The sequence below is a fragment of the Nonomuraea sp. GTA35 genome, assembly GCF_041950525.1.
GTDB lineage: Bacteria > Actinomycetota > Actinomycetes > Streptosporangiales > Streptosporangiaceae > Nonomuraea.
In genome coordinates this window covers 775,173-798,193 of record NZ_JBGNUV010000004.1, presented here as the reverse complement: position 1 = coordinate 798,193, position 23,021 = coordinate 775,173, and the positions used below count along the sequence as shown (strand labels likewise).

Genomic DNA, 23,021 nt, shown 5'->3' with positions numbered 1-23,021 from the left:
CCATGGTGTCTCGTGAGGAGATCCCAGGGCTGGACCGGAGCCGGCGGATGATCGGTGGCTTACGCGCTGACCGCGGCAGCTGGAAAGTGACTGGCGCGAACGGGGCCGCTGCGGCATCATGACGTCCATGATCTCCTACGGGAAGGGCGGCCACCGCCCCAGCCGGTGAACCCCGGCGCGAGGAAGCTGAGCACCGGAGACGAGCTCACCTTCCTGGCACACGCGATCTCCATGTCCTCGCTGCACGGCCCCGGACCCTGGCCGCCGCATGCCATGGACCTGCCCGACGAGCCCCCTCGCCAGGACGACGGCAAGCCGTACATGCCCTCCGTCGTCATGGACGGCGTCCGCACCCACCACTTCGGCTTCGCCCCCGACCTCGGCGCCGTCCAGGAGGTCGCCGATCTCCTGCAGGAGCGGGCCCCGTACGAGAGGCTGCACGACCGCCTCGCGGAGGCCCGCGCGCTGGAGTTCTGCGACGACCTCGTACGCGAGCTGGCGCGCAGGGAGCTGAGCAGGCGGCAGGTCCACGAGGCCGGCCGGTGGCTGGCCGAGCACGGCACGCGCCGCGAGGCCGTCAAGATCGGCCTCGTGCTCGTCGGCGCGTCCGGCGACGAGCGGGACCGCGAACTGCTGCTCCTGCTCGGCGCGCTGGAGGAGCTCACCCTGTACGCGGTCGTCGCCCTGCGGCGCACCCAGCCGGACCAGGAACGGGAGCGGGCGGTGTTCGAGCTGGCCCGGCGCGTGACCGCCTGGGGCCGCATCCACGCCGTGGAACGCCTCGAAGGCAGCGACGACCCCGAGGTCAAGGCGTGGCTGCTGCGCGAGGGCTTCCGCAACGGCGTCATGGACGAGTACCTGGCGCCGCTCGCCGCCACGACCGGCGACCTGTACTCCGCGCTCCTCGACCCGGAACCGGACGAGGCGCTGGTGGACGGCGCGGGCGGCATCCTGGCCGCGCTGGCCCGCGGCGAGGGCGGCCCCACCACGGGCATCAGCGCGTACGGCGAGGCGGTGCCGGCCCTGGCCCGCTACGCCGACCTGGTCGCGGCCAGGCAGGCCACGCTCCAGCGCCTCGACCACCTCCTGACCATCCGCCGCCACCTGCGGGAACCTCCCGAGCACTGGCTCCCCGGCGACGTGGCGGCACTGCGGCGCCGCTTCGCGGACGTGCTCGCGCAACCGCGCTGGGCCGAGGCGGCGCTGGCGGGCGTGGCGGACCCCGAGGGCGCGGACTTCTCGCGGGCCCAGCGTTGCGCGTCCGAGCTGGGCCTGCCGATCCTGCCGCAGGTCGTGGCCCGGCTCAGGACGGACCCGGGCGACGGCTTCGCCTGGCACGGCCTGGCCCGCCTGGCCGAGCCGGAGGCGCTGGCCGCGCTGGCCGAGGAACTGCTGCCGCTGGACGACCTGGCCAACGGGCCGGGCGACCGGCTCATCGGTGATGGCCACGAGCAGGCGCTGGAGAGGGTGGTCACGGAGCTGGAGCCGCATCCGGGTCTGGGCCTGCCGCTCATCCGGGCGGCGCTGCGCAACCGGGGCGTACGGGTCCGCCGGTGCGCGATACGGGCCCTGCGGGCGTGGCCGGAGCCGCCGGAGGAGGCCGTCGCGTGGGTGCGGGCGGCGCACGCCGTGGAGCCGGACGGGGAGCTCCGCGACGACATGCACGGCTTTCTGGACCAGGGGTGAAAGATGCGATCTCAGGAACTGCTCGACGAGGTGGAGCCGCTGCCCCACGGGCAGCGCTGCCGTCGCCTGGCCGAACACGCCCGCGAGCTGTCCGCGCGCTCGAAGCTGTCCGCGGGGTCCGAGCTGACCGCCCTGCTGGAGGAGCTGGCCGAGGGCGGCCCGTACGAGCGTTTGCTCGCCGTACGCCTGGCCGTGATGGCGAAGGACCTCCCGCACCTCACCCGCGCCCTGGCCGACCCCGATCCCGACATCTCCGGGTTCGCGATCGCCCAGGCCGTCAAGCTCGGCGCCCCCGGCGACACCATGCTCGCCCTCGCCCGCACCGCCCCCGTGCACCACCGCATGACCGCCTACCGCGCCATCAGGCGCCACCGCCGCGCCGACCTGGCCGAGCTCCTGATCGACGAGGTACGCGAGCGGTGGGGCGACCGCGAGGCGGCGGGCCTGCTCGCGGCCTGCCGGGCCGAGGCGGTCGCCGCCAGGCTGGCCGGCCTCGCCCACGCGGTGCCCAACTGGGCGGCGCTGGCCGGGAAGCACCCGCTTCTCGTGCTCGACCACGCCGAGCAGGTGCTGGACGGCCTGACCCAGGATCTGCGCAACACCTGGTGGCGGGCCCTGATCCCCGGCGTGGAGGCCGCCGCCCGGCACGCCCCCGAGCGGGTGATCGCGCTGCTGGAGCGCCACTGGACACCCAGGTCCTGGCGCTGCGCGGGGCGGCTCCTGGACGCCGACCCGGCCCGTACGCTGGCCATCTACCTGGCCCCCGGCCGGCAGCCGCAGCTCGCCGCGCTGCTCGGGCGGGCGAGCGTGCGGCGGCGGCTGTCCGCGCTCACCGACGAGAGGCTGGGCGAGCTCGGCAGGGTGGTACGCGAGCAGCCCGGCGCGGTGCCCGACCTGCTGCGATCGCTGCCGCCTGCCCGCAGGGACGCGGTGTTCACCGCGACGATGCAGGGCGTCGACCTCTCCGGGCAGGTCCACTCGGAGGAGCTGCTGAACGTGCTCCCGCTGCGCCGCCGCGTCGCCGAGGCCCGCCGCATGCTCGGGCTGCGCGCCGTCGCCGAGGACGAGCCGCGCACGCTGGAGATCACGGCCTTCCTCCCGTACGACGAGGCCGAGCCGGTGCTGCGGGCCGTCACCCGCCGCTCCGACTCCCAGGAGCGCGCCGGCGGTTACGTCAACCTGATCGCCTGCGCGGGCCGCAGCCGCGACCCCGAGGTCCTCACCCGGCTGACGGACGCCCTCACCCGCCTGCGCAACGAGCAGGAGCCGGTGCGCGGCGCGGCCATCGCGGCCTTGGCCGGGATCCCCGGCCGGCTCTTCCGGCCCGCGCACCTGCCCTTCCTCGACGGGCTCGTCGAGGACGCGCTGGCGGCCCGCGACTGCTCGTACCGCACCCAGCGCGCCATCGGCCGCCTGGCCGCCTCGGTCTTCGAGCAGGGGGCGACGCGGCAGGACACGGCCCTGCTGGAGTTCGGCATGCGGACGTTCGAGCGGGTGACCGAGCACGTGGGCACGGCCACGCTCAGCCACCTCTGGGAGGTGTTGCGGCGCGGCCAGGAGGTCGAGCTGGTCCGCAGGCTGGCCCCGTACCTGGAGGCGGCGGCCGGCCATGACCGGCACCAGCTCGCCTTCCTGCTCGCCACGGGACTCGGCCGGCGCGGGCACGAGCTGCCCGAGCTGCGGCGGGCGCTGGAACGCGCGCTGGACGCCGTCGAGGGGCCGGAGGCGATCGAGGCCGTCGAGTACTGGCTGGAGCCGCCGCGGACCAGGGGCGAGCGGGTGGCGAGGCTGCTGGCGGCCGATCCGTCCGTGGTGAACCTGGACGTGGTGTTCGAGGTGCTGGCGTGGCAGCGTACCGACCTGCTGGAGGTCGCGCTCGGCCCGCGGGATCCGGAGGGGCGGTTCGCCAGGAGCGGCACGCGCCGCGTGCACCGCGCGCCCCGCCGGGCGATGCTGCGCTGGACGGCCGGGCAGCGCGAGGCGTACCTGGGGCTGCTGGAGCGGGTCGCGCGGGACACCACGCTGCCCGTGTGGGAGCGCGCGCAGGCCGTGCGGAGGATGGGCGGGGTGCCCGGGGCCGGGGCCGGGCGGTTGCGGCCGTACGTGATGCCGGGGGAGGCCGTGGTGCGGCGGGCCGCGCTGACCGCGCTGCCGTGGACGGCGTCGCCGCAGGACGTGCTGGGCGACCTGCTCGCGCACGCGGGTGGGGACGACGCGCACGTGGCGGTGCACGGGGCGGCGCGGGCGGCCAGGTTCGCGCGGCCGGCGGAGCTGGCGGTGGCGCTGGAGCCGGTGCTGGCCGGCGGCAAGGTCACCGCGTGCAAGGAGGCCGTCCGGCTGCTGGCCCGGCACCGCGCGCCCGGCGCGATGGGCGTGCTGCGGCGGTTGTGGGACGCGCCGGGCCGGCACAAGGACGTCCGGGCGGCGGTCGTGTCGGCCGCCACGGAGCTGCTCGCCGAGCCGGCCGCCTGGGCGCTGCTCGGGGAGGCGGTCGCGGCGGTGGAGGACGTGGCCGCCCCGGTGCTGGGGCCGCGTCCGCTGAGCCTGCCGGAGCGGTGGCGGCCGGCGTACGGGGAGCTGATCGCCGCCGCGACCCGGTCGAGCGGCCTGAGGACCCGGATCGAGGCCATCCAGGCGCTGCCTGGCTGGGGTCCCTACGTGCCGGGGGCCGCGGAGCGGCTGGCCGAGATCGTCCGCGACCTCGGCGAGACCGCCGGGTGGCGGGCCGCGGCCCGCGGGCTGGTGGAGGTGGCGTGCTCGGGGAACGGGGTGGCGGAGCTGCGGCGCGCCGTGCGCGCGCTCGCCGCCGCGCCCGACGGCCCGGACGCCGGGGCCGAGCGCGACCGCCCGGCCGCCCAGCGGCTCGCGGCCATCGTGCTGGGCCTGCGCCTCGGCCTCCAACCAGGCCCGGGCCCGCGCATGAACCGGCGCCTCGATCCGGACCCCGGCCCGTGCCACGTCGTGGACCTGGAGTCGGCGCGGAAGGCCGCGCGGGCGGTCGTGGCCGACCTGCCTGCCGGCCTGGCGGCCGAGCTGCTGGCCGCCACCGTGGACTGGGAGCACGGCTCCGCGCGGGACGACCTGGCCCGGCTGCTCGGGACGATCCCCGGGGTGCTGGCCGCCGTCGAGGTGGGCAAGCTGCTCGCGGAGTCGGCGCAGGACGTGCCGGCTGAGCGCCTGCTGCCGCACGCGCGGTGGCTGGCGGAGCAGGGCGAGGCGGGCGCGCTGGTGGCCGTCGCGCTGGCCGAGTCGGCCGCCATCAGGGCGGGCTGGGGTGAGCCGTGGCGCGAGCTGCTGCGACGGGTACGGGCGAGCGGCTACCGCGAGGCGGCGTACCAGGCGCACCGGGTCAGGACGGCCATGGAGTGAACGGCGGAGGGTTCGGCGCCACTTCACTGGCAGTTCAGGAAATTGTCAGATATCAGCATGATGTCGGTATAACGTCGGCTTTTGATCACTGAACGCCGAAGACGGGTTACCGCACCATGCGCAAGGTCCTGACGCTCACCCTCGCCGCCACCTCCGCCCTCTCCCTCCTCGCCGCCACCCCGGCAGGCGCCGCCGACCGTCCCCGCGACCTCCCGACGGAGATCGACGGCGGCGCCTGGACGGCCGGTCACGTCCAGGGCATGGCCATCGACCAGCGCAAGGGGTACATGTACTTCTCCTTCACCAACCTCCTCGTCAAGACCGACCTCCAGGGCAAGCTCATCGGCTCCGTGACCGGCTTCACCGGCCACCTGGGCGACCTCGACTTCAACTCCCAGGACGGCCGCGTGTACGGCTCGCTGGAGTACAAGGCGCAGGAGTCGTTCTACATCGCGATCTTCGACGTGGACCGCATCACCGCGCCCGACATGGACGCCCAGACCACCGACGTGGTCAAGACCGTGTACCTGAAGGAGGTCGTCGCCGACTACGTGGCCGACATGAACGGGGACGGCACGTTCGACGGCAACGTCGGCAACACCCCCGACCACCGCTACGGCTGCAGCGGCATCGACGGTGTCTCGTTCGGCCCCGAGTTCGGCAAGAAGCACGGCAAGCGGAAGCTGACCGTCGCCTACGGCATCTACGCCAACACCACCCGGCAGGACAACGACCACCAGGTCCTGCTCCAGTACGACATCCAGCAGTGGAAGAAGTACGAGCGCCCGCTCACCGAGAGCGCCCCGCACCGGAGCGGCCCCGAGCGGGTGGACGGCAAGTACTTCGCCTACACCGGCAACACCACCTACGGCGTGCAGAACCTCCAGTACGACGAGCACACCGGCAACTGGATGATGGCCGTCTACAAGGGCACCAAGCCGCAGTTCCCCAACTACACCTTCTTCATGGTGGACGGCGGCGCGCGCCCCAGGACGGGCGAGCTCGCCGGCCAGTCGCAGGCCGAGCGCGGCAAGCTCCTCACGCTGGCGCCCGGCGGGCTCGAGGACGCGGCGACGGGGGTCAGGGGCTGGCAGTTCACCGGCGAGTACGGGCTGGTCTCGCTCGGCGGCGGCCGCTACTACGTGGCCGAGGCCGGCAAGGTCACGGAGGACGGCGTCTCCAAGCACACCGGCCAGGCCCAGCTCTACCGCTGGACCGGCCAGTCCCCGACGCCCTTCGAGCGCGTCGGCTGACTCCGCCGCCTCCTTGACAGGCCGCCTGCGGCCGGTCAGCAAGGGCTGTTAAGGTCGTGCCCCTTGAACGAGTGAAGATTCCTGCATGGGAGGGTCATGCGGACCACGGGGAAGATCGCGATCGTCACGTCCGTGCTGGCCGGGGCCGCCGTTCCGACGGCGGCCACGGCGCAGGCGGCGCCGGCCTGGGCCGCCTACCACGACCTGAGCGCGAGCCAGAGCGCCGCCCGGGTGAAGCAGCTCAAGGACCAGGGCTACCGGCCGATCACGGTCAACGTCTCGGACGGGGAGCGGTACGCCGCCGTCTGGGTCAAGGGCGGCTCGTCCGGCCAGTGGGGCATCTGGCAGGGCATGTCGGCCGACGGCTTCCAGCAGCGGTTCGACGCCGGGCTGAAGGAGGGGGCGCAGCCGACCTCCGTCTCGGCCACCGGGCCGGCCGACTCGCCCGTGTTCACCGCCATCTTCGAGAAGAAGTCCGGGGCGTTCCTGGCCAAGGCCGGCCTCACCCCGGCCGGCTTCGCCGCCGCCAACAAGGAGGCGGCCGGCAAGAGGCTCGCGCTGACCTCGGTGGACGCGTACGGCACGCCGGACGACATCCGTTACGTCGGCGTGTGGAGCGCCGGCGGTGGCGGTGCCTGGCAGTACACCTACGGCAAGTCGCTCAAGCAGCACGAGGCCGAGGTCTACGCCAAGAAGGAGAAGGGATTCCGGCCGGTCAAGATCTCCGTGGCGCCCGACGGGACGTACGCGGCGGTGTGGCGCAAGGACCGGGTCAAGTCCTGGGCCCACTACGTGGACATGAGCGCCTCGGGGTACCAGAAGCGCTTCGACGACCTCAAGGCCAAGGGGCTGGCGCCGGTGCAGGTCAACGCGGAGAACGGCAAGTACGCCGCCATCTGGCAGTAGACGTCACGGGCGTACGGGCGGGGCGAACGGCGCCGCCGGGCCGCCGGGTGGCGGCGCCGCATGCCGCCCGCGCCGTCATCTCTTCAGGATCCGGACGTCGCCGGTCGTGCTGCTGGCCGTGATCCGCCGCTTGCCCTTCCGGTCGTTCTCGACCTCCGAGCGCGTGCTCCCGTCCGTGCTCCTGGCCGTCACCGCGTACGTGCCCGAGGGAACCCTCGCCGTCACCCTGCCGTCGCGCGAGCGCAGGTCGAGGGTGGTCGGCGGAGCGGCGAACGCCACGTCGATCGTCCCGTCCGCGGTGCGGCAGCGCACGTACTCCGACTTCAGCCCCTCGGCCTCGATCGAGCCGTCGCTGTGCAGCCGCAGCCGCCCCGAGGCGCCCGTGACCTGGATGCGCTCCCGGCTCTTCGCCGCGACGTCCTGGGTGAGGCCGTCGAGGACGAGGCCGTCCATCACGTCGATCGAGAGGCGGACGCCGGGCGGGACCTTGACGTGGTAGCGGGCCCCGCAGTCGCCGAAGACCATGTTGCAGTCGGCGCTCAGGCGCAGGGTGCCGTCCCGGAGGGACCAGGCGGGGGCGTCGGCCGCCTTGCCGCGCACCCACCGGTCCACCTGGACGGCGCCGCCGGTGCCCTGGAGGACGCGGACGCCGCCCAGGGAGGCGTCGATCTTCAGATCGGTCCCGGTGAAGGGGAACGACTGGGCGGCGTGGACCTCTTCGGCTGCCAGGTCCACGCCGCAACCGGTGCTCGCTGCCGCCAGGAGCGCCGCGCATGCTGCGAATGCCGCAATCTGCCTCATGGCCACGATCGTGGCCGAGCGCGCCGTCCCGGCCATCGACCGTCCGGCCGAATCGGCATCGGCCATTCGGCCGGACTCCGGGGACGGCGACGGCTACAGCGCCGACAGCAGCGCGTTCACCTGCCCCAGCGGGTCGGCCCCGATCGGGCGCACCGCCACCGACGTGGCCCCGGCCGCCCACAGGCTCCTGACGTGCGCCGCGGCCTCCTCAGCGGTGCCGGACGCCATCGCCACGTCCTCGGGCGGCACCCCCAGGAACCCCGCCTGCCCGGCCACCATCGCCCGCGCCTCTTCCTCGCCGCCGGCCCCGAGGCGCAGGAACGTGAACACGACCAGCTCGTGATCCTGCCCGGCCGCGATCGTCTCGATGATCCCGGGCACCTGGTCGGGGCCCACGCCCTCGGGCACGATCGTCCCCTGGGCCACGCGCCCCGACAGCGCCAGCGAGCGCGGCCGCTTCACCCCGGCCAGCACGGGCGGCGGCTCGGCCGGCGGGTGCACCAGCGACACGCCGTCCAGGTGGACCTCCTTGCCGTGCAGGGTGACGGTCTCGCCGCGCAGCAGCGCGCTCACCGCGGTGATCGTCTCCTCCAGCAGGGCGAGCGGCGAGGACGGGGCGGCGCCCACCTGCCGCATCCAGTCCTGCACGCCGTGCCCGATCCCGGCGGCCAGCCGCCCCGGGTGCACCCGTGCCAGGTTGCCCAGCTCCATCGCCAGCAGCATCGGGTTGCGCAGCGGCGCGGGGGCGATGCCGAGGCCGACACGCAGCCGGGAGGTGACGGCGAGCGCCGTGGCGGCCGAGGTGAGTCCGCCCGTCCAGCCCAGGTCCTCCACCACCCACAGGTCGTCGACGGACGTCTCGTCGAGCGCTCTCGCGAACGGGACGAGCTGCTCGGGTGGCAGCCCCCGGTCGAACATGACGCCGAGTCTCACGATGCCCTCCAGTAGTAGCGGAACAACCGGCCGGTCTCCGAGTATCCAGCACGCAGGAAGGCGTTGGCGGTGGGGACGTTCGCGACGTCGGTGGCGGCCACGACGCGCTGCAGGCCGGCCTCGGCGAGCGTGCGGGTGCCCCGGGCCAGCAGGTCGTCGACGTAGCCGTGGCCGCGGTGCTCGGGCACCACGCCGATGTAGGCGATCGAGTGGTCGTCGGGCGCCACCAGCCCGACGGGGGAGTCGCCGAGGTAGCCGATGACGAACCAGTTGGGCTTGGCCTTACGGCTCATCAGGTCGTCGTACATCCATCGGGCCTCCTTCTCCGCGCCCGACGTGGCCACCTCCACCTGCGTGTCGTGATCGAGCGAGCCCTCGGAGACGCGGACGAGGAGGTCGATCACCTCGGCGGGGTCCATGCGGCGCGCGGGACGGTACGTCAGCCTGCCCGGATCCTCGGGGACGTCGCTCACGGCCACCCACTCCAGCAGCAGCCGCTCCACCTCCATGACGAACCCGGCCTCGACGAGCGCCTCGTGCTCGACCGCGCGATCGACGGCGGGATCGAGCCCCGGCTGGAGCGAGATGTCGTGGATCACCTTGGTCAGGCCCATCGCGCCGAGGCTGCGGCGCAGCAGGCCGCCGGCGGCGACGGGGTCGGGGCCGGGGTCGAACTGCCAGACGATCGCCGGCTCCGAGCCGGGGAAGGGCGCCCAGTAGGCCAGGCGGGCCTGCCCTTCCGCGAAGCACCACTCAGGCCGCGTCCTGCCCTCGTCGAAGGCGGCGCGCAGCTGGGAGCGCCCAGGCTCGGGGAACTGGTCGAACAACGTGAAAGCCTCCGCACCTCAGGGGGCTCTCCCGCGACTCGGAGAAGGGTCGTGGAGAGGCGTGCCCAACATGACATGACCATGTTCTCGCACACCTCTTACCGGTTCACCCGTTACCGCTCAGGCGGCGCTCTCCAGCGCGGCCCGCGCCTCGGTGAGGGAATGGCTCGTCTCGAAATGCCGGTCGAGGTTCGTGATCGTCAGCAAATGGCGGATCATTCCGGGCGCGAGGACCAGGATCATGCGCCCGTGCAGGTCCTGGATGTGGTTGAGCGTGGCCACCAGCACGCCGAGCCCGACGGAGTCGCAGAACGGCACCTCGGTGAGGTCCACGACCACGTTGAGGGGATCGGCCGCCGCCAATGCCTGTTCCAGCTCCGCCCGCAACCGGGGCGCGCCTGCAACGTCGAGATCGCCTACGACGTGCAGAACCGTACAGGGCCCCTCCCGCCAGTGCCTGACCACCATGGGCCTCACCTGCCCGACACCCAGATAATTATGCCTATTTCTTACATATGTTCTGCATTGCCGTTTTGGTGGTTGGTGTAACACTCGGTTTCGCAGTCGGGGTGCCGGTGGACTTCTGTTGCTGCACTTTCGGCTGGTCGCTGCCCAGGATCAGCTCGATGCCGTCGAGCTCCGCCTTCCGCAGCTCCGCACCGGGAATGGCGGCGGCGACGACTTTCGCCTGCGCCTCGAAAGCCTCGCCGTAACGGATGAAGGTCTGCTTGTAGTCCTTCTTCGAGGTGTTTCCCGGCTTGCCCGGCACCTTGAAACCGTAGGCGACCAGCGCCTCCTTCGTGCGCGCCCCCAGGCCCGTGATCAGCGTGCCGTTCTTGACCTCCAGCGTGATCTGGCCGGTCGCGATCGCCGACGGCTTGGGGGAGGCCGAGGCCGAGGCGGACGGCGTGGGCGCGGCAGGGTCCTGGTCCGCGTCGATCTTGGTGAACAGGTCGCGCGCCGCCTGCTTGTCCCACAGCACCGCCGACTCGCCCGTGGGGGTCTTGAAGTCGACGTCGGCCAGCGGCACCTCGGCGAACTTCACGTCCGTCAGCGAGACGTCCCGCATCTGCGTGGCCAGCCCGAGCAGCCCGTCGTCGGGGTCGACCTTCACCGTGCTCAGCGTGGAGTTGACGAACGAGGCCAGCTTGGCCGGGTTGGCCAGCGTGTCGGCGCTCAGCGCCCGGTTGAGCAGCGCCGAGATGACCTGCTGCTGCCGGTCGATGCGGTCGAGGTCGGAGCGGGCGGTGGCGCGGGTGCGGGCGTAGCCGAGCGCCTGCACGCCGTCGAGCTGGTGGGTGCCGGCCGGCAGGTTGAGCGCGATCTTGGTGTCGTTGATGGGCACGGGCGTGCAGACGGTGACCCCGCCGAGGGAGTCGACGACGTCGATGAAGCCCAGGATGTTGACCTCGATGTAGCGGTTGATCTGCAGCCCGGTGGCCGCCTCCACGGTCTGCTTGGCCAGCTTCGGCCCGCCGAACTGGTACGCGGAGTTGATCTTGTGGTCGCCCCTGCCCGGGATCGTCGTCCAGGTGTCGCGCGGCAGGCTCACCACCGTGACCTTGCTGTGGTCCTCCGACAGGTGGATGACCATCATCGTGTCGGTGCGCTGGCCGCTCTCGCGGCCCAGCTTGAGCCGGTTCTGCTGCTGGCGGGTGAGGTCGTCGCGCTTGTCCACGCCGACCAGCAGGATGTTCTCGGCGCCCCGGGACGCGGGCGCGGTCACCCCGGCGTCTACCGTGCCGATCTGGCGCGGGGTCGCCCACACCACGCCCGTGGTGATCAGCACGCCGGTGGACAGGAGGCCGGCGACCAGCACGTTGCGGCGGCGGGCCTTGGCACTCCTGCGCGGCGGCCGCCGAGTGCGGACGGGTGTCGTCAGCTTGACGTCACCGTAGGCGTCTCCGCCCACGAGCACACCGCCGTCCTCCTCGTCCGGGTCGCGCATCCCGTCCCCCTCTTGTCACCCCGGAGGATCGGCCTTTCGATTGCCCTCCTCCCACGGTCGTACAGTAGCGTGAGCCCCGCCATGAAGCAGTTCCCCGACTCGCCGCACGCGCCCGCACAGACGCGCGGCTGGCCCCCCATCTCCGTCGTCATGCCGGTCCTCAACGAGGAGCGGCACCTCCGCGAGGCCGTCGAGATGGTCCTCGCCCAGAGCTACCCCGGTGAGATCGAGGTCGTCCTCGCCGTGGGTCCGTCCCAGGACCGCACCCAGGAGGTCGCCGACGCCATCGCGGCGGCCGACCGGCGGGTGACGGTGGTGCCCAACCCGACGGGCCGCACCCCCAACGCGCTCAACGCGGCCATCGCCGCCTCCCGCAACGACATCGTCGCCAGGGTCGACGGGCACGCCATGCTGCCCTCCGACTACCTGCGCGTGGCCGTCGAGACGCTGGCCGAGACCGGCGCCGACAACGTGGGCGGCATCATGGCGGCCGAAGGGATCACCCCCTTCGAGCAGGCCGTCGCGTGCGCCATGACCTCCAAGATCGGCGTCGGCGCCGCCGCGTTCCACGTGGGCGGCACGGCCGGGCCGGCCGACACCGTCTACCTCGGTGTCTTCCGCCGGTCGGCGCTCGACCGGGTGGGCGGCTACGACGAGCACTTCCAGCGGGCTCAGGACTGGGAGATGAACCACCGCATCCGCCAGACGGGCGGGCTCGTGTGGTTCCAGCCGCGCATGCGGGTCTCCTACCGGCCGAGGCCCAACGTGAAGGCGCTGGCCAAGCAGTACTTCCACTACGGCCGCTGGCGGCGGGTGGTCGCGCGCACCCACGAGGGCACGATCAACCTGCGTTACCTCGCGCCCCCGGCCGCCGTGCTCGCCATGCTGCTCGGGCTGGTCGTCTCGCCGTTCTTCCCGCTCGCGCTGATCGTGCCCGGCGGGTACGCCGTGGCCATCGTCGCCGGCTCGGCGCTGACCGGCGGCGGGCTGCCGGCGAGCGCCAAGCTGCGGCTGCCGCTGGTGTACGCCACCATGCACTGCTCGTGGGGCTGGGGCTTCCTCACCAGCCCGAAGAAGCTGGCCCGGTCGCCGCGCTGACCCCGTCCTCCCGTCCCCGCACCCCGCCGTACCCCGGCGGGGTGCTCCAGCTCATCCTCCGGAGAAGACCCGCTCCACGGCCGCGTTGAAACGCGTCATCGCGTCCGGGTACTCCGGCCCGAACAGGTAGCTCCTGAGCTTCACCCGGGCCCTGGCCAGCGTGTCCTCCCCGTCCAGGAACTCCGCCAGCCCCGACAGGTCCTCACCCAGCAGCACCCCCGCCTCCGTGCTCGGATAACGCTCGTGGAAGGCGCGCTCGGGCAGCCCCGCCACGTTCGTCACCGCGTACGGCTTCTCGCTGGCCAGGAAGTCGGCCACCACGCTGGAGATGTCGCTGATCAGCAGGTCGCACTCGTTGAAGCAGTCGTACAGGTGCGGCTCGGGCCCGGTGACGACCAGGTGCCTGATGTGCGGCGCCGCGCCGGCGGGCCTGGAGGGGTGGCGGGCCTTCGACTTGGCCAGCTCCGCCGCCTCGATCATGGCGACGATCTTCCTGTGGGCCCGGGTGGCGCTCTTGTCGCGGTGCCCGGTGAGCGGGTGCGGCTTGTAGATCACGCGCAGCGGGGGCCGATGGTCGAGGAGGGCGCGGACGATGCGCGGGCCCATGGTGATCAGCGAGGTGTGGAACAGGTCGTCGTTCCAGCCCTCCCAGGTGGGCGCGTACAGGACGGTCCGGTACGGCAGCCCCGGCCCCTCCGTCGAGATGCCCTGGAGCTGGGGCCGGCCGACCTCGTGGATGTTCTCGTCCCTGACGCCCACCTTGGCCCGGCGGTAGCGGTCGCGGCCGGCGGGCCCCGCCACCCACACCTCGTCGTAGACCCGCGAGAACGGGTTGAACGAGGCCTCCTTGTCGCTGTCGCCGTGGTTGAGGAACGCGCTGCGCAGGGTCGGGATGCGCAGCATGTGCACGTTCCTGCCGACGTTGGCGACGTACAGGCAGAGCTTGGCCCCGGCCAGGGCGCGGAAGCTCATCAGGTCGGCCGACGACGGGATGCACACCATCGGCAGGCTGGTGCACTCCAGGTGCCTGGCCATGCCGCGCTCGCGCAGCACGACGATGGCGCGCCGGGGCATGCGTTCGAGGGTGGGCAGCCACATCCTGGCCTGGTAGGCGGCGGCCGTGGCGCCGGAGAAGTACAGGATCACCTCGGGGCGGTACTTCTCGACCTGCTCGCCCACGACCTCCAGCACCCTGGCCCGGTCGGTGAGCGGCCGGGCGCGGCGCACGTACGGGATGAGCGCGAGCGCCCCCGCCAGGCCCGCCGCGAGCGCCACCGCCGCGCCTGCCGTGGCCGGTACGGCGCCCAGGACGGACCCGAGCACCGGCAGCGCGTCCAGGCAGAGGAACGGCACGCTGCCGGCGTCACGCAGCGGCCCCGGCGGCATCCTGGGGATGCGCAGCGCGGAGACGTCGAGGTTGCGGGTGGTCACCGGCATCCTGCTGAGCATCTGGCGCAGCCGCAGCGCCAGCCCCGTGTGCAGGGCCCGCACCGCGTGGATCGCCAGCATCCCGGCCGCCAGCGCCGCGAACCACGGCAGCTCGGCCCCCGCCGTGCGCGCGACCAGGAGCAGCGCCATGGTCTCCCGGGCCGCGAAGCGCAGCGTGATCCCGAGGTGCACCTTGCCGAGCAGCTCGGGCAGCGGGCGGGCGGCGCGCGGGGCCGCGTACTCGACGAGGTACGAGGCCGCCGCCACCGCCCCGAACAGCGCCGGCGCCGGCCACAGCGCCGCCACCAGCAGCGCAGGGTAGCAGCCGAGCAGCGCAGCGATCACGATGAGTCTCCTCATGTGATCGCACGGTAACAAGCCCCAGGTCAAGTGCCGTCCACGCGGGCGTCTATGACTTGCCCTGATAGGTCGGAGATGAGGATGTCCAGGGAGGTCTGCGTGACCACGAGCGGAGAGGCTCCGGTATTGAGGCAGTTGACCCGGATGCCGTCGGCGGCCCATTCGCGGGCCAGCGCCCGGGTCAGCCCGGCCACGGCCGCCGCGCCCGACTCGTGCAGGGCGCCGGAGCCGGGCGGGACCTGCAGCAGCAGGCTGCCGCGCAGGTGCGGGCGGGCGGCGCGGGCGACGTTGAGCGCGCCCAGGTGGCCGACGCCCACAGCGTCGGCTACGGTCTCGCCGCTCGCCCGCGCCAGGTCGCCGGCGTGGCCCGCGCCCGCCACCAGCACCACGTGATCGGCCCCGCCCACGTCGTCGAGCGCCTTGGCCACCGAGCCGAAGTCCTCCACGCGCACGCCGCCGGCACGGGTCAGGACGTGCACCGTGGCGCCGTGCCCGGCGGCCTCCCGCGCGAGCTCGCAGTCGCCCAGCAGGACGATCACCTGCCCGGCCAGCGCGGCCCTGTCGCCCGCCGGCACCGGCCGGGGCAGACGGAAGAGCAGATCCGCGATGTGCAGGTCGGCCGGGTGGGTCACCTTGATGTTGCGCTCGCTGCCCTGGACCAGGTGGATCGGCACCTCGGGCAGGTAGCGCAGCACCACCCCGCAGTCGTCGGTGGCGGGCAGCCCGGCGAAGCCCGGGTCGGCCATCGCCCGCTCGTACGCCTCCCGGATCACCGAGAGCCGGAAGCACTGCGGGGTCTGGCTGCGCCGCAGCCGCGACCGGTCCAGCACCTCGCCGATCGACCCCTCGGGCGTCGCCACGAGGACCGTGTCGGAGCTCGGGATCGCCACGTTGACGGCCTCGTGGGTCTCCAGCGCCCGGACACATTCCGTGATGATCCGGGGCTCCAGGAGTGGGCGTACAGCGTCGTGCAACAGCACGTTGCACTCCTCCGCGCCGAGCGCCGCCAGCGCCCGCCATGTGCTCTCCGTACGGCTGGAACCGCCGTCCACCACCTGGCTGACCTTGCGATACCCGCCACGGGCCACGATCTCGCGCACCCGGTCGGCGTACCCGGGCGTCATCAGCACCACGATCTCGTCGATCTCGGGGGCGGCCTCGAACACCGCGAGCGAATGCTCGATGATCGTCCTGCCCGCGACCTCGACGAGCTGCTTGGGCGTGCCGAGCCCGACCCGCTGCCCCACCCCGCCCGCGAGGAGCACTCCTACCGACCGCAGCCGTGAATCCATACCGGCAGCGTAACGGTGCTGTTCCGTGATATCGCGTTGACCTGTCGCTACGCTGTGTCTACGCACCCCCCGAGACCGTGTGCTCCACCCCGACCGGGAGGAGACCTGAGCTTTGCCCGACTCATTGACCCGCGAGAGCACGACCACGTCGGTCGTGCTGCTCGCCACGACGCCCGCGTGCAGGCTCCTCAGCGGTGACGGCACGCTCCTCGACCGCCTCGGCGATCAGCTCGCCACGCTGCCCGTGCGCGAGGTCCAGGTGATGTCCGCCGCAGGCGGCGGCCTCGCCGCCGACCTGCGCGGCTTCGCCAAGATCGCGCGCACCGCCACGGGCGCCGTCGCCGTGCTGCCCGCCGACCTGGTGATCCACACCGAGGCGCTGGCCGTGCTGCTGGAGCATCCGGCGCGCAGCACCGCCGCGCTGATCTCGCACGACGCCACCGCCGGGCCGCTGCGCCCGCCCGTACGCGTGGAAGGCGGCCGGATCGTCGCGGCGGGCAGCTCCTTCCACCTCGTCCCCGAGGCGAACGCCACGTTCAGGGGCGTGCTGCAGGCGGGCGAGTCCGACCTGGCCTCGCTCGCGGACATCGCCGAGGAGCTGGCCGAGCTGGCCGACGCCGGCAAGCTCGGCCCCGTCACCCCCGTCGAGGCGGTGGACCTGCTGCTGGTCGGGCTGGTCAGGTCGGGCGTGACCGTGCGCGCCTCCGGCATCGGGCTGCTGCACGCCGACCGCGTGACCGGCCAGAACGCCGCCGACGCCGCCCTGGCCAGGCTGTCCGAGGTGGACGAGGCCAAGGTCAGGCTCGACGCCTCCGTGAAGGAGGACGACGGCTTCTTCGCCACGTTCTTCGTCTCCTCCTGGACCCGCTACCTGATCAAGCCCTGCGTGCGCCTCAAGCTCACCCCCAACACGGTCACCGGCATCTCGGCCGGGCTGGCCCTGCTGGCGGCCGTCTGGTTCTCGGCGGGCACCGAGGGCGGGCGGCTGGCCGGGGCGGGGCTGCTGTACCTGTCGTTCGCGCTCGACTGCCTCGACGGGCAGCTCGCCCGCTACACGCGCACGTTCTCCCCGCTGGGGGCCTGGGCCGACGGCATGTCCGACCGGCTCAAGGAGTACGCCGTCTACGTCGGCCTGGCCTTCGGCTCCGCCGCCGGCGACATCTGGTACCTGGCCGTGGCCGCGATGGTGCTGCAGGTCGTCAGGCACGCCATCGACTACACGTACGCGGGCGCCGTCGCCGACGCCGCCCGCATCGGCTCCATGTGGGGCAGGCCCGCGCGGTCCCTGCTGGAGTCGCAGGACGTGCGCCGCGCCCCCGGCGGCGTGCTCAAGCTCGCCCAGCGGCTCGAACGCGACACGATCGCCCGCTACCTGAAGAAGATGATCGTGCTGCCCATCGGGGAGCGCATGGCCCTGATCGCCGTCACCGCCGCCCTCTGGGACACCCGGGTCACGTTCCTGGCGCTGCTCGGCTGGGGCGGCGTGGCGGCGTTCTACCAGCTCGCCGGACGGATCGCGAGGTCGGCAAGGTGATTTCGGTCCACATGACACCCGTTCCGAGCAGCACGGTCGTGGCCTACCGCGACGACGGGCCGCTCTCGCGCGCCATGGGGCTGCTCGTGGCCGGGCAGCTCCCGCCGCTGCCGCCGGTGATCGCCGGCACGTTCGTCACCGGCGTGCTGCTGCTGCTCGGCGTGGCGGGGACCGACGGGCTGGCGGTGTTCGCCCCGGCCGTGACGCTGCTGCTGGCCGGACCGGGGAGCACGCATCCGCACGACGGCAGGTTCGACTGGCTCGTGCCGCCGATCCTGCGGCTCATCGAGTACACCTTCATCGCGGCCGTCGGGTTCGCCCACGAGGTGCACCCCCTGGTGATCTTCATGTTGCTCGGAGCGCTAGGGTTTCACCATTACGATCTGGTCTACCGGTTGCGCCAGCGCGTCTACCCGCCGTCGTGGCTGGCCACGCTGGGGCTCGGCTGGGACGGGCGGATGATGGTGGTCTCGCTGGTCGCGCTGTCGGGCTGGCTGACCGGGGGTTACGCGCTGCTCGCGGTCTACCTGTGGGGGCTGTTCGGCTGGGAGAGCCTGACGTGCTGGCTCGCCGCGCCCCGATCCGGGGTGGAAGCGACCGATATGGGAACGCAAGACTAACGCCGGATTACCCGCACGGGGGCCAAAGACGAATACTCTTTGGGCCATCGGAGTCATGCTCGACTGAGGAGTGCACGTTGCTGGGAATGGTTCTGGCCGCTGGGGCCGGACGACGCCTGCGGCCGTACACCGACACGCTGCCCAAGGCGCTCGTGCCGGTCGACGGCGAGACCACGATCATGGACATCTCGCTGCGGAATCTCGCCGAGGTGGGCCTGAGGGACGTCGTGGTCGTCGTCGGTTACGCGGCGCAGGCCGTACACGAGCGCAAGGACGCCCTTGAGGAGCGCCACGGCGTCAAGCTCACCCTCGTGCACAACGACAAGGCCGAGGAGTGGAACAACGCCTACTCCCTGTGGTGCGCGCGCGAGTACTTCGCCCAGGGCGCGCTCCTGGTCAACGGCGACACCGTGCACCCGGTCTCGATCGAGAAGACGCTGCTGGCCGCCCCCGAGACCAGCGACATCCTGCTCGCGGTCGACGACGTCAAGAAGCTGGCCGACGAGGAGATGAAGGTCACGCTCACGCCCGAGGGCTCGCTGCGCCGCATCACCAAGCTGATGGACCCGGCGCAGGCCTACGGCGAGTACATCGGCGCCACCCTCATCAGGCCGGGCGCGGCCGGCCGGCTGGCCGACGCGCTCAAGGCCACGTTCGAGCGCGACCCGCAGCTCTACTACGAGGACGGTTACCAGGAGATGGTCGACCGCGGCGAGGTCATCCACGCCGCGCCCATCGGAGAGGTCGACTGGGTCGAGGTGGACAACCACGACGACCTGGCCAAGGCCCGCGCCATAGCCGTTCACTACTGAGGGGGCGCGGATGCCGCTTCTAGCGAGGATGTTGCCGGCGCCGCTGACCATGGACGTCAGGCGCGGCGCGGTCGCCCAGCTCGGCGCCCTGCTGGCCGACAGCCGCGTGGCGACCTCGGGCAGGGTCGCGGTGGCCGTCGGCATGGGCCAGGGCGACCACATCGAGAGCCTCATCGCGCCCACGCTGGGCGAGGCGGAGGTGTTCAGGGTGGCCGACGGGTCGGTCGACGCGGCCGTCTCGCTCGGCGCCGACCTGCGCAAGGCGGCCTACGAGGTGGTCGTCGGCGTGGGCGGCGGCAAGACGATCGACGTGACCAAGTACGCCGCCTCGCTGGCCGGCATCCCCATGGTCGCGGTGGCCACCAACCTCTCCCACGACGGCATCTGCTCGCCCACCGCCTCCCTCGTCTACGAGGGGGGCAAGGGCTCGTTCGGCGTGCCGATGCCGCTGGCCATCCTGGTCGACCTCGACTTCGTGCACAACGCGCCCGAGTCGCTGGTCAGGGCGGGCGTCGGCGACGTGGTGAGCAACCTGTCGGCCATCGAGGACTGGCAGCTCGGCAACGTCGAGCGCGGCGAGCCGATCGACGGGCTGGCCTGCTCGATGTCCCGTACCGCCGCCGAGGCGCTCGTCGGGCGCACCGACTCCATCGAGTCCGACGCGTTCCTGACCGTGCTGGCCGAGTCGCTGATCCTGTCCGGCATGTCGATGGTCGTCGCGGGCTCGTCCCGGCCCGCGAGCGGTGGAGATCATGAGATCCTTCATGCCGTGGATCAGCTCTTCCCCGGCACCTCCAACCACGGCGAGCTCGCCGGCATCGGCGCCGCCTTCTGCTTCTTCCTCAGGCAGGACGAAGCCCGCGTCAAACAGGTCGTCGACTGCCTGCGCCGGCACGAGCTGCCCGTCGTGCCCGGCGACATCGGGCTGAGCGCCGAGCAGTTCGCCGAGGTCGTCGCGCTGGCCCCGGCCACCCGCCCCGGCCGTTACACGATCCTGGAGCACCTGCGCATGCAGGACTCGGAGATCCGCGATCGGGTGGGGGACTATGTCCGGGCCTTCGGTAGCTGAGCTGCGCCAGGTGGCCCAGCCGCCTGGCCATCTGGAGCGCAGGAACGGCGAGCACTGGGCGGGCGTGCTCTACATGCGCCGCCTGTCCATCTACGTCACCTGGATGTTCGCCAAGACCTCCGTCACGCCCAACCAGCTCACCTGGGTGATGACCGTGGCGGGGGTCGCGGCAGGTTTCGTGCTGGCCCTGCCGGGGCTCTGGGCGGCGGTGCTGGCCGCCCTGCTGATCCAGGTCTACCTGCTGCTCGACTGCTCCGACGGCGAGCTGGCCCGCTGGACGGGCAAGACGTCGCTGGCCGGCGTCTACCTCGACCGGGTCGGCGCGTACTTCGCCGAGGCCGCGGTGCTGGCCGGGCTGGGCTGGCGGGCCTCGGCCGTGCTGCCCGACTGGTACACCGTGTGCGGCTTCGCCGCCGCGCTCGGCGCCATCCTCATCAAGGCCGAGAGCGACCTGGTGGAGGTGGCCAGGGCCAAGGGCGGGCTGGGGGCCGCGAGCGAGGCGGCGGCCGTGCAGTTCCGCTCCGGGCTGCTGGGGCTGGGGCGGCGGGTGCTGGCGGCGACCAGGTTCCACCGGATCGTGCAGCCGATCGAGCTGTCCATGCTCGCGGTGGTGACCGCGGTGATCGACCTGGTCGTCGGCGATCTGACGGCGACGCGGGTGCTGGTCGTGGCCTGCCTGGCCGCCGCGGCGCTGCAGACCGTGCTGCATCTGATCAGCATCATGGCGTCGAGGCGACTCGCTTGATGCCGAGGCTGGAACCGAGGGGGCTTCCCGTCCGTCGTATTGATCGGACGTCCGCCGTTCGGTGGGGGTTCATCGTCGGTTCCGATACGCTTAGCTTCACCATTCCCAGACCATGCAGACCAGCAGACTCGGTGATCATGAAAGAATGCTCCGCCCGTGCTCTCAACGCGTCAGGACAGTGATTCGTTGAAGATCTCGTGCGTCATCCTCACCATGGGCAACCGGGTCGCGGAGCTGAACCGGGCGGTCGAGTCCGCGCTGAACCAGGTCGACGGCGACGTCGAGGTGGTGATCGTAGGCAACGGTGCCGACGTGCCCGAGGTGTCGGCGACGCCACCCGAGGGTTCGGCCGCGGTCGTGAAGGCGATCCGGCTCGAACAGAACACGGGCATCCCCGCCGGGCGTAACCGGGGCGTGGAGGAGTGCTCGGGAGACGTCGTGCTGTTCCTCGACGACGACGGCTGGTACGCCAACCCGAAGGTCGTCTCGCACGTACGGGACCGCTTCGCCACCGAGCCCGACCTGGCCGTGATCTCCTTCCGGATCATGGACCCCGACGGGAGCGGCAGCCAGCGCCGCCACGTCCCGCGCCTGCGCGCGGGCGACCCGCAACGCTCCAGCCCGGTCACCACGTTCCTGGGCGGCGCCTCGGCGATCAGGCGCTCGGCCTTCCTCCAGGTGGGCGGCCTGCCCGAGCGCTTCTTCTACGCGCACGAGGAGACCGACCTGGCCTGGCGGCTGCTCGGCGAGGGTTACCGGATCGAGTACGACGCCGAGACGGTGATGTACCACCCGCAGGTGCCGCCGACCAGGCACGCCCAGTTCCACCGGCTCAACGCCCGCAACCGGGTCTGGCTGGCGCGGCGCAACCTGCCGTGGCCGCTGGCGGTGCTCTACCTCACCAACTGGGTGGTGCTCACCGTGATCCGCGAGCGCGGCGCCTCGGGGGCGCTCAAGGCGTGGTTCTCCGGCTTCTTCGAGGGGTTGCGCAGCCCGGCGGGCGAGCGCCGTCCCATGGCCTGGCGCACGGCGTGGCGCATGGTCAAGCTGGGCCGGCCCCCGATCGTCTAGACCTGCTGCGCCTCGCCGAAGCTCATCTCCGCGTGGGAGATGGTGGTGGCGAACATCGCCCGCTTGGGCAGCCCCAGCTCGCTCAGCTCCTTGGCGATGGGATGGTTGCCCAGGCGGATCAGCGCGCCGCTGGGCCGGATCCTGGCGCCGCTGGCACGTACGGACCAGGGGACGCGCCGCGTCACCCCGTCGCGGTGCGTGTAGGCGTCGAGCGGCGCCATCGCGCCCGCGCCCGGTACGGGCAGGCCGGGTTTGATCAGCATGTCGAGCACGAGCCGCCCGTCCTTGCGCAGGATGCACCTCTTGTACGGCGACGCCAGCCGCAGCTCGATGTCGGCCAGCTCCTTCGGAAAGCCCCACAAGGTGCGCCCGGCCTCCAGCGTGAACTCCTGGTCCACCGGCAGCCAGTGCACGAACACGCCGGCCTGTCGCAGCTCCGTGAGCCCCATGGCCCCGGACGAGCCGGGCGGGCGCACGAGGAAGGCCATGCCGAACTCGTGGTAGGTGTCGAGGTCCCCGTCGCGGTAGTCGACGAACACCAGCATGCAGACGGCCTTGCCGGGCAGCACCTCGGCGACGTCCAGCCCTGAGTACGCGATCACCGCCCTGGCGGCGTCGGCACGCACCGGGTAGAGGGCACTGCACACCTCTGCGTCCCTCACCCGCACGGGCATGCCCACCGTCCGGTTCTGGATCAGATGCGATGCCATAGCTCCCAGTACATCAACCCGGAAGCCGTGTGACCATTCCCGTCCCGGTGGCGTCTAGGTGTGATGTGACGATCGAAGGACCACGGGGGGCATCATCATCGAGGACTTGTACCGCGAGCACTGGCCGCTCGTGTGCGGGTTCCTCCTGCGCAGGACGCGTGACCCCCACCTCGCCGAAGACCTGGCACAGGAGACGTTCGTCAAGGCGACCAGGGCCCTGCTGGGCTGGCGCGGGGAGAACCCGGCCGCCTGGCTGCTCACGATCGCGCGCAACGTGCTCATCGACCACGTCCGCCGCGCGCGCCGCGAGCTGCCCCTGCCCGAGCCCGACGAGCTGGGCGCGCCCGGGTTCCACGTGGACTCCCTGGAGGTGCGCGACGCCCTGGGCCGGCTGCCCGAGCAGCACCGCAGGCTGCTCACGCTGGTCTACTTCGAGGGCTTCTCGCTCGTGGAGGTGGCCGCGATGACCGGCAGGAGGCACGCCACGATCAGGACCGCCCTCTGGCGCGCCAGGAACGCTTTCGCCGATCTTTATGGAGCCCCCAATGACTGATGACTT

The 23,021-nt window shown here is 72.4% G+C and carries 20 protein-coding genes; 12 read left to right on the top strand and 8 right to left on the bottom strand.

The features are described 5' to 3' along the window. Nucleotides 1-165: 165 nt before the first annotated feature. The 4 genes from ACBJ32_RS22125 (at nt 166) to ACBJ32_RS22110 (ending at nt 7,214) form a co-directional block, all read left to right on the top strand. Nucleotides 166-1,686, top strand: a complete 1,521-nt coding sequence (locus ACBJ32_RS22125) for a hypothetical protein (RefSeq protein WP_375128294.1) — start codon at nt 166-168, stop codon at nt 1,684-1,686. Between the two features lie 3 nt (nt 1,687-1,689). Beyond that, the gene (locus ACBJ32_RS22120) at nt 1,690-5,055 is read left to right on the top strand and encodes a hypothetical protein (RefSeq protein ID WP_375128293.1); all 3,366 of its coding nucleotides are present in this window, start codon (nt 1,690-1,692) and stop codon (nt 5,053-5,055) included. A 116-nt stretch (nt 5,056-5,171) separates the two neighbouring features. Then, on the top strand, nt 5,172-6,308 hold the full coding sequence (locus tag ACBJ32_RS22115; RefSeq protein WP_375128292.1) for a hypothetical protein: 1,137 nt from the start codon (nt 5,172-5,174) through the stop codon (nt 6,306-6,308). Nucleotides 6,309-6,404: 96 nt separating this feature from the next. Beyond that, complete coding sequence (locus ACBJ32_RS22110; RefSeq protein WP_375128291.1) at nt 6,405-7,214, top strand: hypothetical protein; 810 nt, start codon at nt 6,405-6,407, stop codon at nt 7,212-7,214. A gap of 75 nt (nt 7,215-7,289) precedes the next feature. Here ACBJ32_RS22110 and ACBJ32_RS22105 read toward each other — a convergent pair whose 3' ends face one another. The 5 genes from ACBJ32_RS22105 to ACBJ32_RS22085 all read right to left on the bottom strand — a co-directional run bounded on the left by ACBJ32_RS22105 (nt 7,290) and on the right by ACBJ32_RS22085 (nt 11,723). Beyond that, nucleotides 7,290-8,015 carry a DUF4097 family beta strand repeat-containing protein gene (locus tag ACBJ32_RS22105; RefSeq protein WP_375128290.1) on the bottom strand — a complete coding sequence of 242 codons (726 nt, stop codon included), beginning with the start codon at nt 8,013-8,015 and terminating at the stop codon, nt 7,290-7,292. Between the two features lie 93 nt (nt 8,016-8,108). Continuing rightward, entirely contained in the window at nt 8,109-8,948 is an 840-nt protein-coding gene (locus ACBJ32_RS22100; protein ID WP_375128289.1) for an LLM class flavin-dependent oxidoreductase, read from the bottom strand. After that, on the bottom strand, nt 8,945-9,775 hold the full coding sequence (locus ACBJ32_RS22095; RefSeq protein WP_375128288.1) for a GNAT family N-acetyltransferase: 831 nt from the start codon (nt 9,773-9,775) through the stop codon (nt 8,945-8,947). The genes ACBJ32_RS22100 and ACBJ32_RS22095 overlap by 4 nt, the downstream gene beginning before the upstream one ends. 120 nt (nt 9,776-9,895) lie before the next feature. Beyond that, nucleotides 9,896-10,243 (bottom strand): STAS domain-containing protein, encoded by a 348-nt coding sequence (locus ACBJ32_RS22090; RefSeq protein WP_357873163.1) that lies wholly within the window; start codon nt 10,241-10,243, stop codon nt 9,896-9,898. Between the two features lie 34 nt (nt 10,244-10,277). Next, nucleotides 10,278-11,723, bottom strand: a complete 1,446-nt coding sequence (locus ACBJ32_RS22085) for an LCP family protein (protein WP_375128287.1) — start codon at nt 11,721-11,723, stop codon at nt 10,278-10,280. 81 nt (nt 11,724-11,804) lie between these two features. Here ACBJ32_RS22085 and ACBJ32_RS22080 point away from each other — a divergent pair, with 81 nt between their 5' ends. Continuing rightward, the gene (locus ACBJ32_RS22080; RefSeq protein WP_375128286.1) at nt 11,805-12,821 is read left to right on the top strand and encodes a glycosyltransferase family 2 protein; all 1,017 of its coding nucleotides are present in this window, start codon (nt 11,805-11,807) and stop codon (nt 12,819-12,821) included. Nucleotides 12,822-12,872: 51 nt separating this feature from the next. Here ACBJ32_RS22080 and ACBJ32_RS22075 read toward each other — a convergent pair whose 3' ends face one another. Further along, on the bottom strand, nt 12,873-14,609 hold the full coding sequence (locus ACBJ32_RS22075; RefSeq protein ID WP_375128285.1) for a CDP-glycerol glycerophosphotransferase family protein: 1,737 nt from the start codon (nt 14,607-14,609) through the stop codon (nt 12,873-12,875). A 26-nt stretch (nt 14,610-14,635) separates the two neighbouring features. After that, nucleotides 14,636-15,901 carry an SDR family oxidoreductase gene (locus ACBJ32_RS22070; protein ID WP_375128284.1) on the bottom strand — a complete coding sequence of 422 codons (1,266 nt, stop codon included), beginning with the start codon at nt 15,899-15,901 and terminating at the stop codon, nt 14,636-14,638. A gap of 112 nt (nt 15,902-16,013) precedes the next feature. On the opposite strand from ACBJ32_RS22070, the gene ACBJ32_RS22065 reads away from it, so the two are divergent. The 6 genes from ACBJ32_RS22065 (at nt 16,014) to ACBJ32_RS22040 (ending at nt 21,752) form a co-directional block, all read left to right on the top strand. Further along, nucleotides 16,014-17,435: a CDP-alcohol phosphatidyltransferase family protein gene (locus tag ACBJ32_RS22065; RefSeq protein ID WP_357873174.1), complete on the top strand. Its 1,422-nt coding sequence runs from the start codon at nt 16,014-16,016 to the stop codon at nt 17,433-17,435. An 11-nt stretch (nt 17,436-17,446) separates the two neighbouring features. Further along, on the top strand, nt 17,447-18,055 hold the full coding sequence (locus ACBJ32_RS22060) for a DUF5941 domain-containing protein (protein ID WP_375128283.1): 609 nt from the start codon (nt 17,447-17,449) through the stop codon (nt 18,053-18,055). 77 nt (nt 18,056-18,132) lie between these two features. Continuing rightward, nucleotides 18,133-18,867: a phosphocholine cytidylyltransferase family protein gene (locus tag ACBJ32_RS22055; RefSeq protein WP_357873179.1), complete on the top strand. Its 735-nt coding sequence runs from the start codon at nt 18,133-18,135 to the stop codon at nt 18,865-18,867. A gap of 28 nt (nt 18,868-18,895) precedes the next feature. Next, complete coding sequence (locus tag ACBJ32_RS22050) at nt 18,896-19,936, top strand: iron-containing alcohol dehydrogenase family protein (RefSeq protein WP_357874258.1); 1,041 nt, start codon at nt 18,896-18,898, stop codon at nt 19,934-19,936. Continuing rightward, the gene (locus tag ACBJ32_RS22045; protein ID WP_357873182.1) at nt 19,914-20,681 is read left to right on the top strand and encodes a CDP-alcohol phosphatidyltransferase family protein; all 768 of its coding nucleotides are present in this window, start codon (nt 19,914-19,916) and stop codon (nt 20,679-20,681) included. The genes ACBJ32_RS22050 and ACBJ32_RS22045 overlap by 23 nt, the downstream gene beginning before the upstream one ends. A 186-nt stretch (nt 20,682-20,867) precedes the next feature. Next, nucleotides 20,868-21,752, top strand: coding sequence for a glycosyltransferase (locus tag ACBJ32_RS22040; protein WP_357873184.1), 885 nt, complete (start codon nt 20,868-20,870; stop codon nt 21,750-21,752). Here the strand turns inward: ACBJ32_RS22040 and ACBJ32_RS22035 are convergent. Continuing rightward, a complete protein-coding gene (locus ACBJ32_RS22035; RefSeq protein WP_375128282.1) occupies nt 21,749-22,462 on the bottom strand; it encodes an acetoacetate decarboxylase family protein in 714 nt (237 codons plus the stop codon). The genes ACBJ32_RS22040 and ACBJ32_RS22035 overlap by 4 nt on opposite strands. Nucleotides 22,463-22,568: 106 nt before the next feature. Between ACBJ32_RS22035 and ACBJ32_RS22030 the strand changes: the two genes are divergently transcribed. Next, entirely contained in the window at nt 22,569-23,015 is a 447-nt protein-coding gene (locus ACBJ32_RS22030; RefSeq protein WP_375128281.1) for an RNA polymerase sigma factor, read from the top strand. The last annotated feature ends 6 nt before the right edge of the window (nt 23,016-23,021 follow it).

What these genes read in the sequence shown, in the direction of transcription:
- ACBJ32_RS22120 (WP_375128293.1), top strand. Translation starts at nt 1,690, where the DNA reads ATGCGATCTCAGGAACTGCTCGACGAGGTGGAGCCGCTGCCCCACGGG.
- ACBJ32_RS22115 (WP_375128292.1), top strand. Translation starts at nt 5,172, where the DNA reads ATGCGCAAGGTCCTGACGCTCACCCTCGCCGCCACCTCCGCCCTCTCC.
- ACBJ32_RS22110 (WP_375128291.1), top strand. Translation starts at nt 6,405, where the DNA reads ATGCGGACCACGGGGAAGATCGCGATCGTCACGTCCGTGCTGGCCGGG.
- ACBJ32_RS22105 (WP_375128290.1), bottom strand. Translation starts at nt 8,015, where the DNA reads ATGAGGCAGATTGCGGCATTCGCAGCATGCGCGGCGCTCCTGGCGGCA.
- ACBJ32_RS22090 (WP_357873163.1), bottom strand. Translation starts at nt 10,243, where the DNA reads ATGGTGGTCAGGCACTGGCGGGAGGGGCCCTGTACGGTTCTGCACGTC.
- ACBJ32_RS22085 (WP_375128287.1), bottom strand. Translation starts at nt 11,723, where the DNA reads ATGCGCGACCCGGACGAGGAGGACGGCGGTGTGCTCGTGGGCGGAGAC.
- ACBJ32_RS22080 (WP_375128286.1), top strand. Translation starts at nt 11,805, where the DNA reads ATGAAGCAGTTCCCCGACTCGCCGCACGCGCCCGCACAGACGCGCGGC.
- ACBJ32_RS22075 (WP_375128285.1), bottom strand. Translation starts at nt 14,609, where the DNA reads ATGAGGAGACTCATCGTGATCGCTGCGCTGCTCGGCTGCTACCCTGCG.
- ACBJ32_RS22070 (WP_375128284.1), bottom strand. Translation starts at nt 15,901, where the DNA reads ATGGATTCACGGCTGCGGTCGGTAGGAGTGCTCCTCGCGGGCGGGGTG.
- ACBJ32_RS22060 (WP_375128283.1), top strand. Translation starts at nt 17,447, where the DNA reads ATGACACCCGTTCCGAGCAGCACGGTCGTGGCCTACCGCGACGACGGG.
- ACBJ32_RS22050 (WP_357874258.1), top strand. Translation starts at nt 18,896, where the DNA reads ATGTTGCCGGCGCCGCTGACCATGGACGTCAGGCGCGGCGCGGTCGCC.
- ACBJ32_RS22045 (WP_357873182.1), top strand. Translation starts at nt 19,914, where the DNA reads ATGTCCGGGCCTTCGGTAGCTGAGCTGCGCCAGGTGGCCCAGCCGCCT.
- ACBJ32_RS22035 (WP_375128282.1), bottom strand. Translation starts at nt 22,462, where the DNA reads ATGGCATCGCATCTGATCCAGAACCGGACGGTGGGCATGCCCGTGCGG.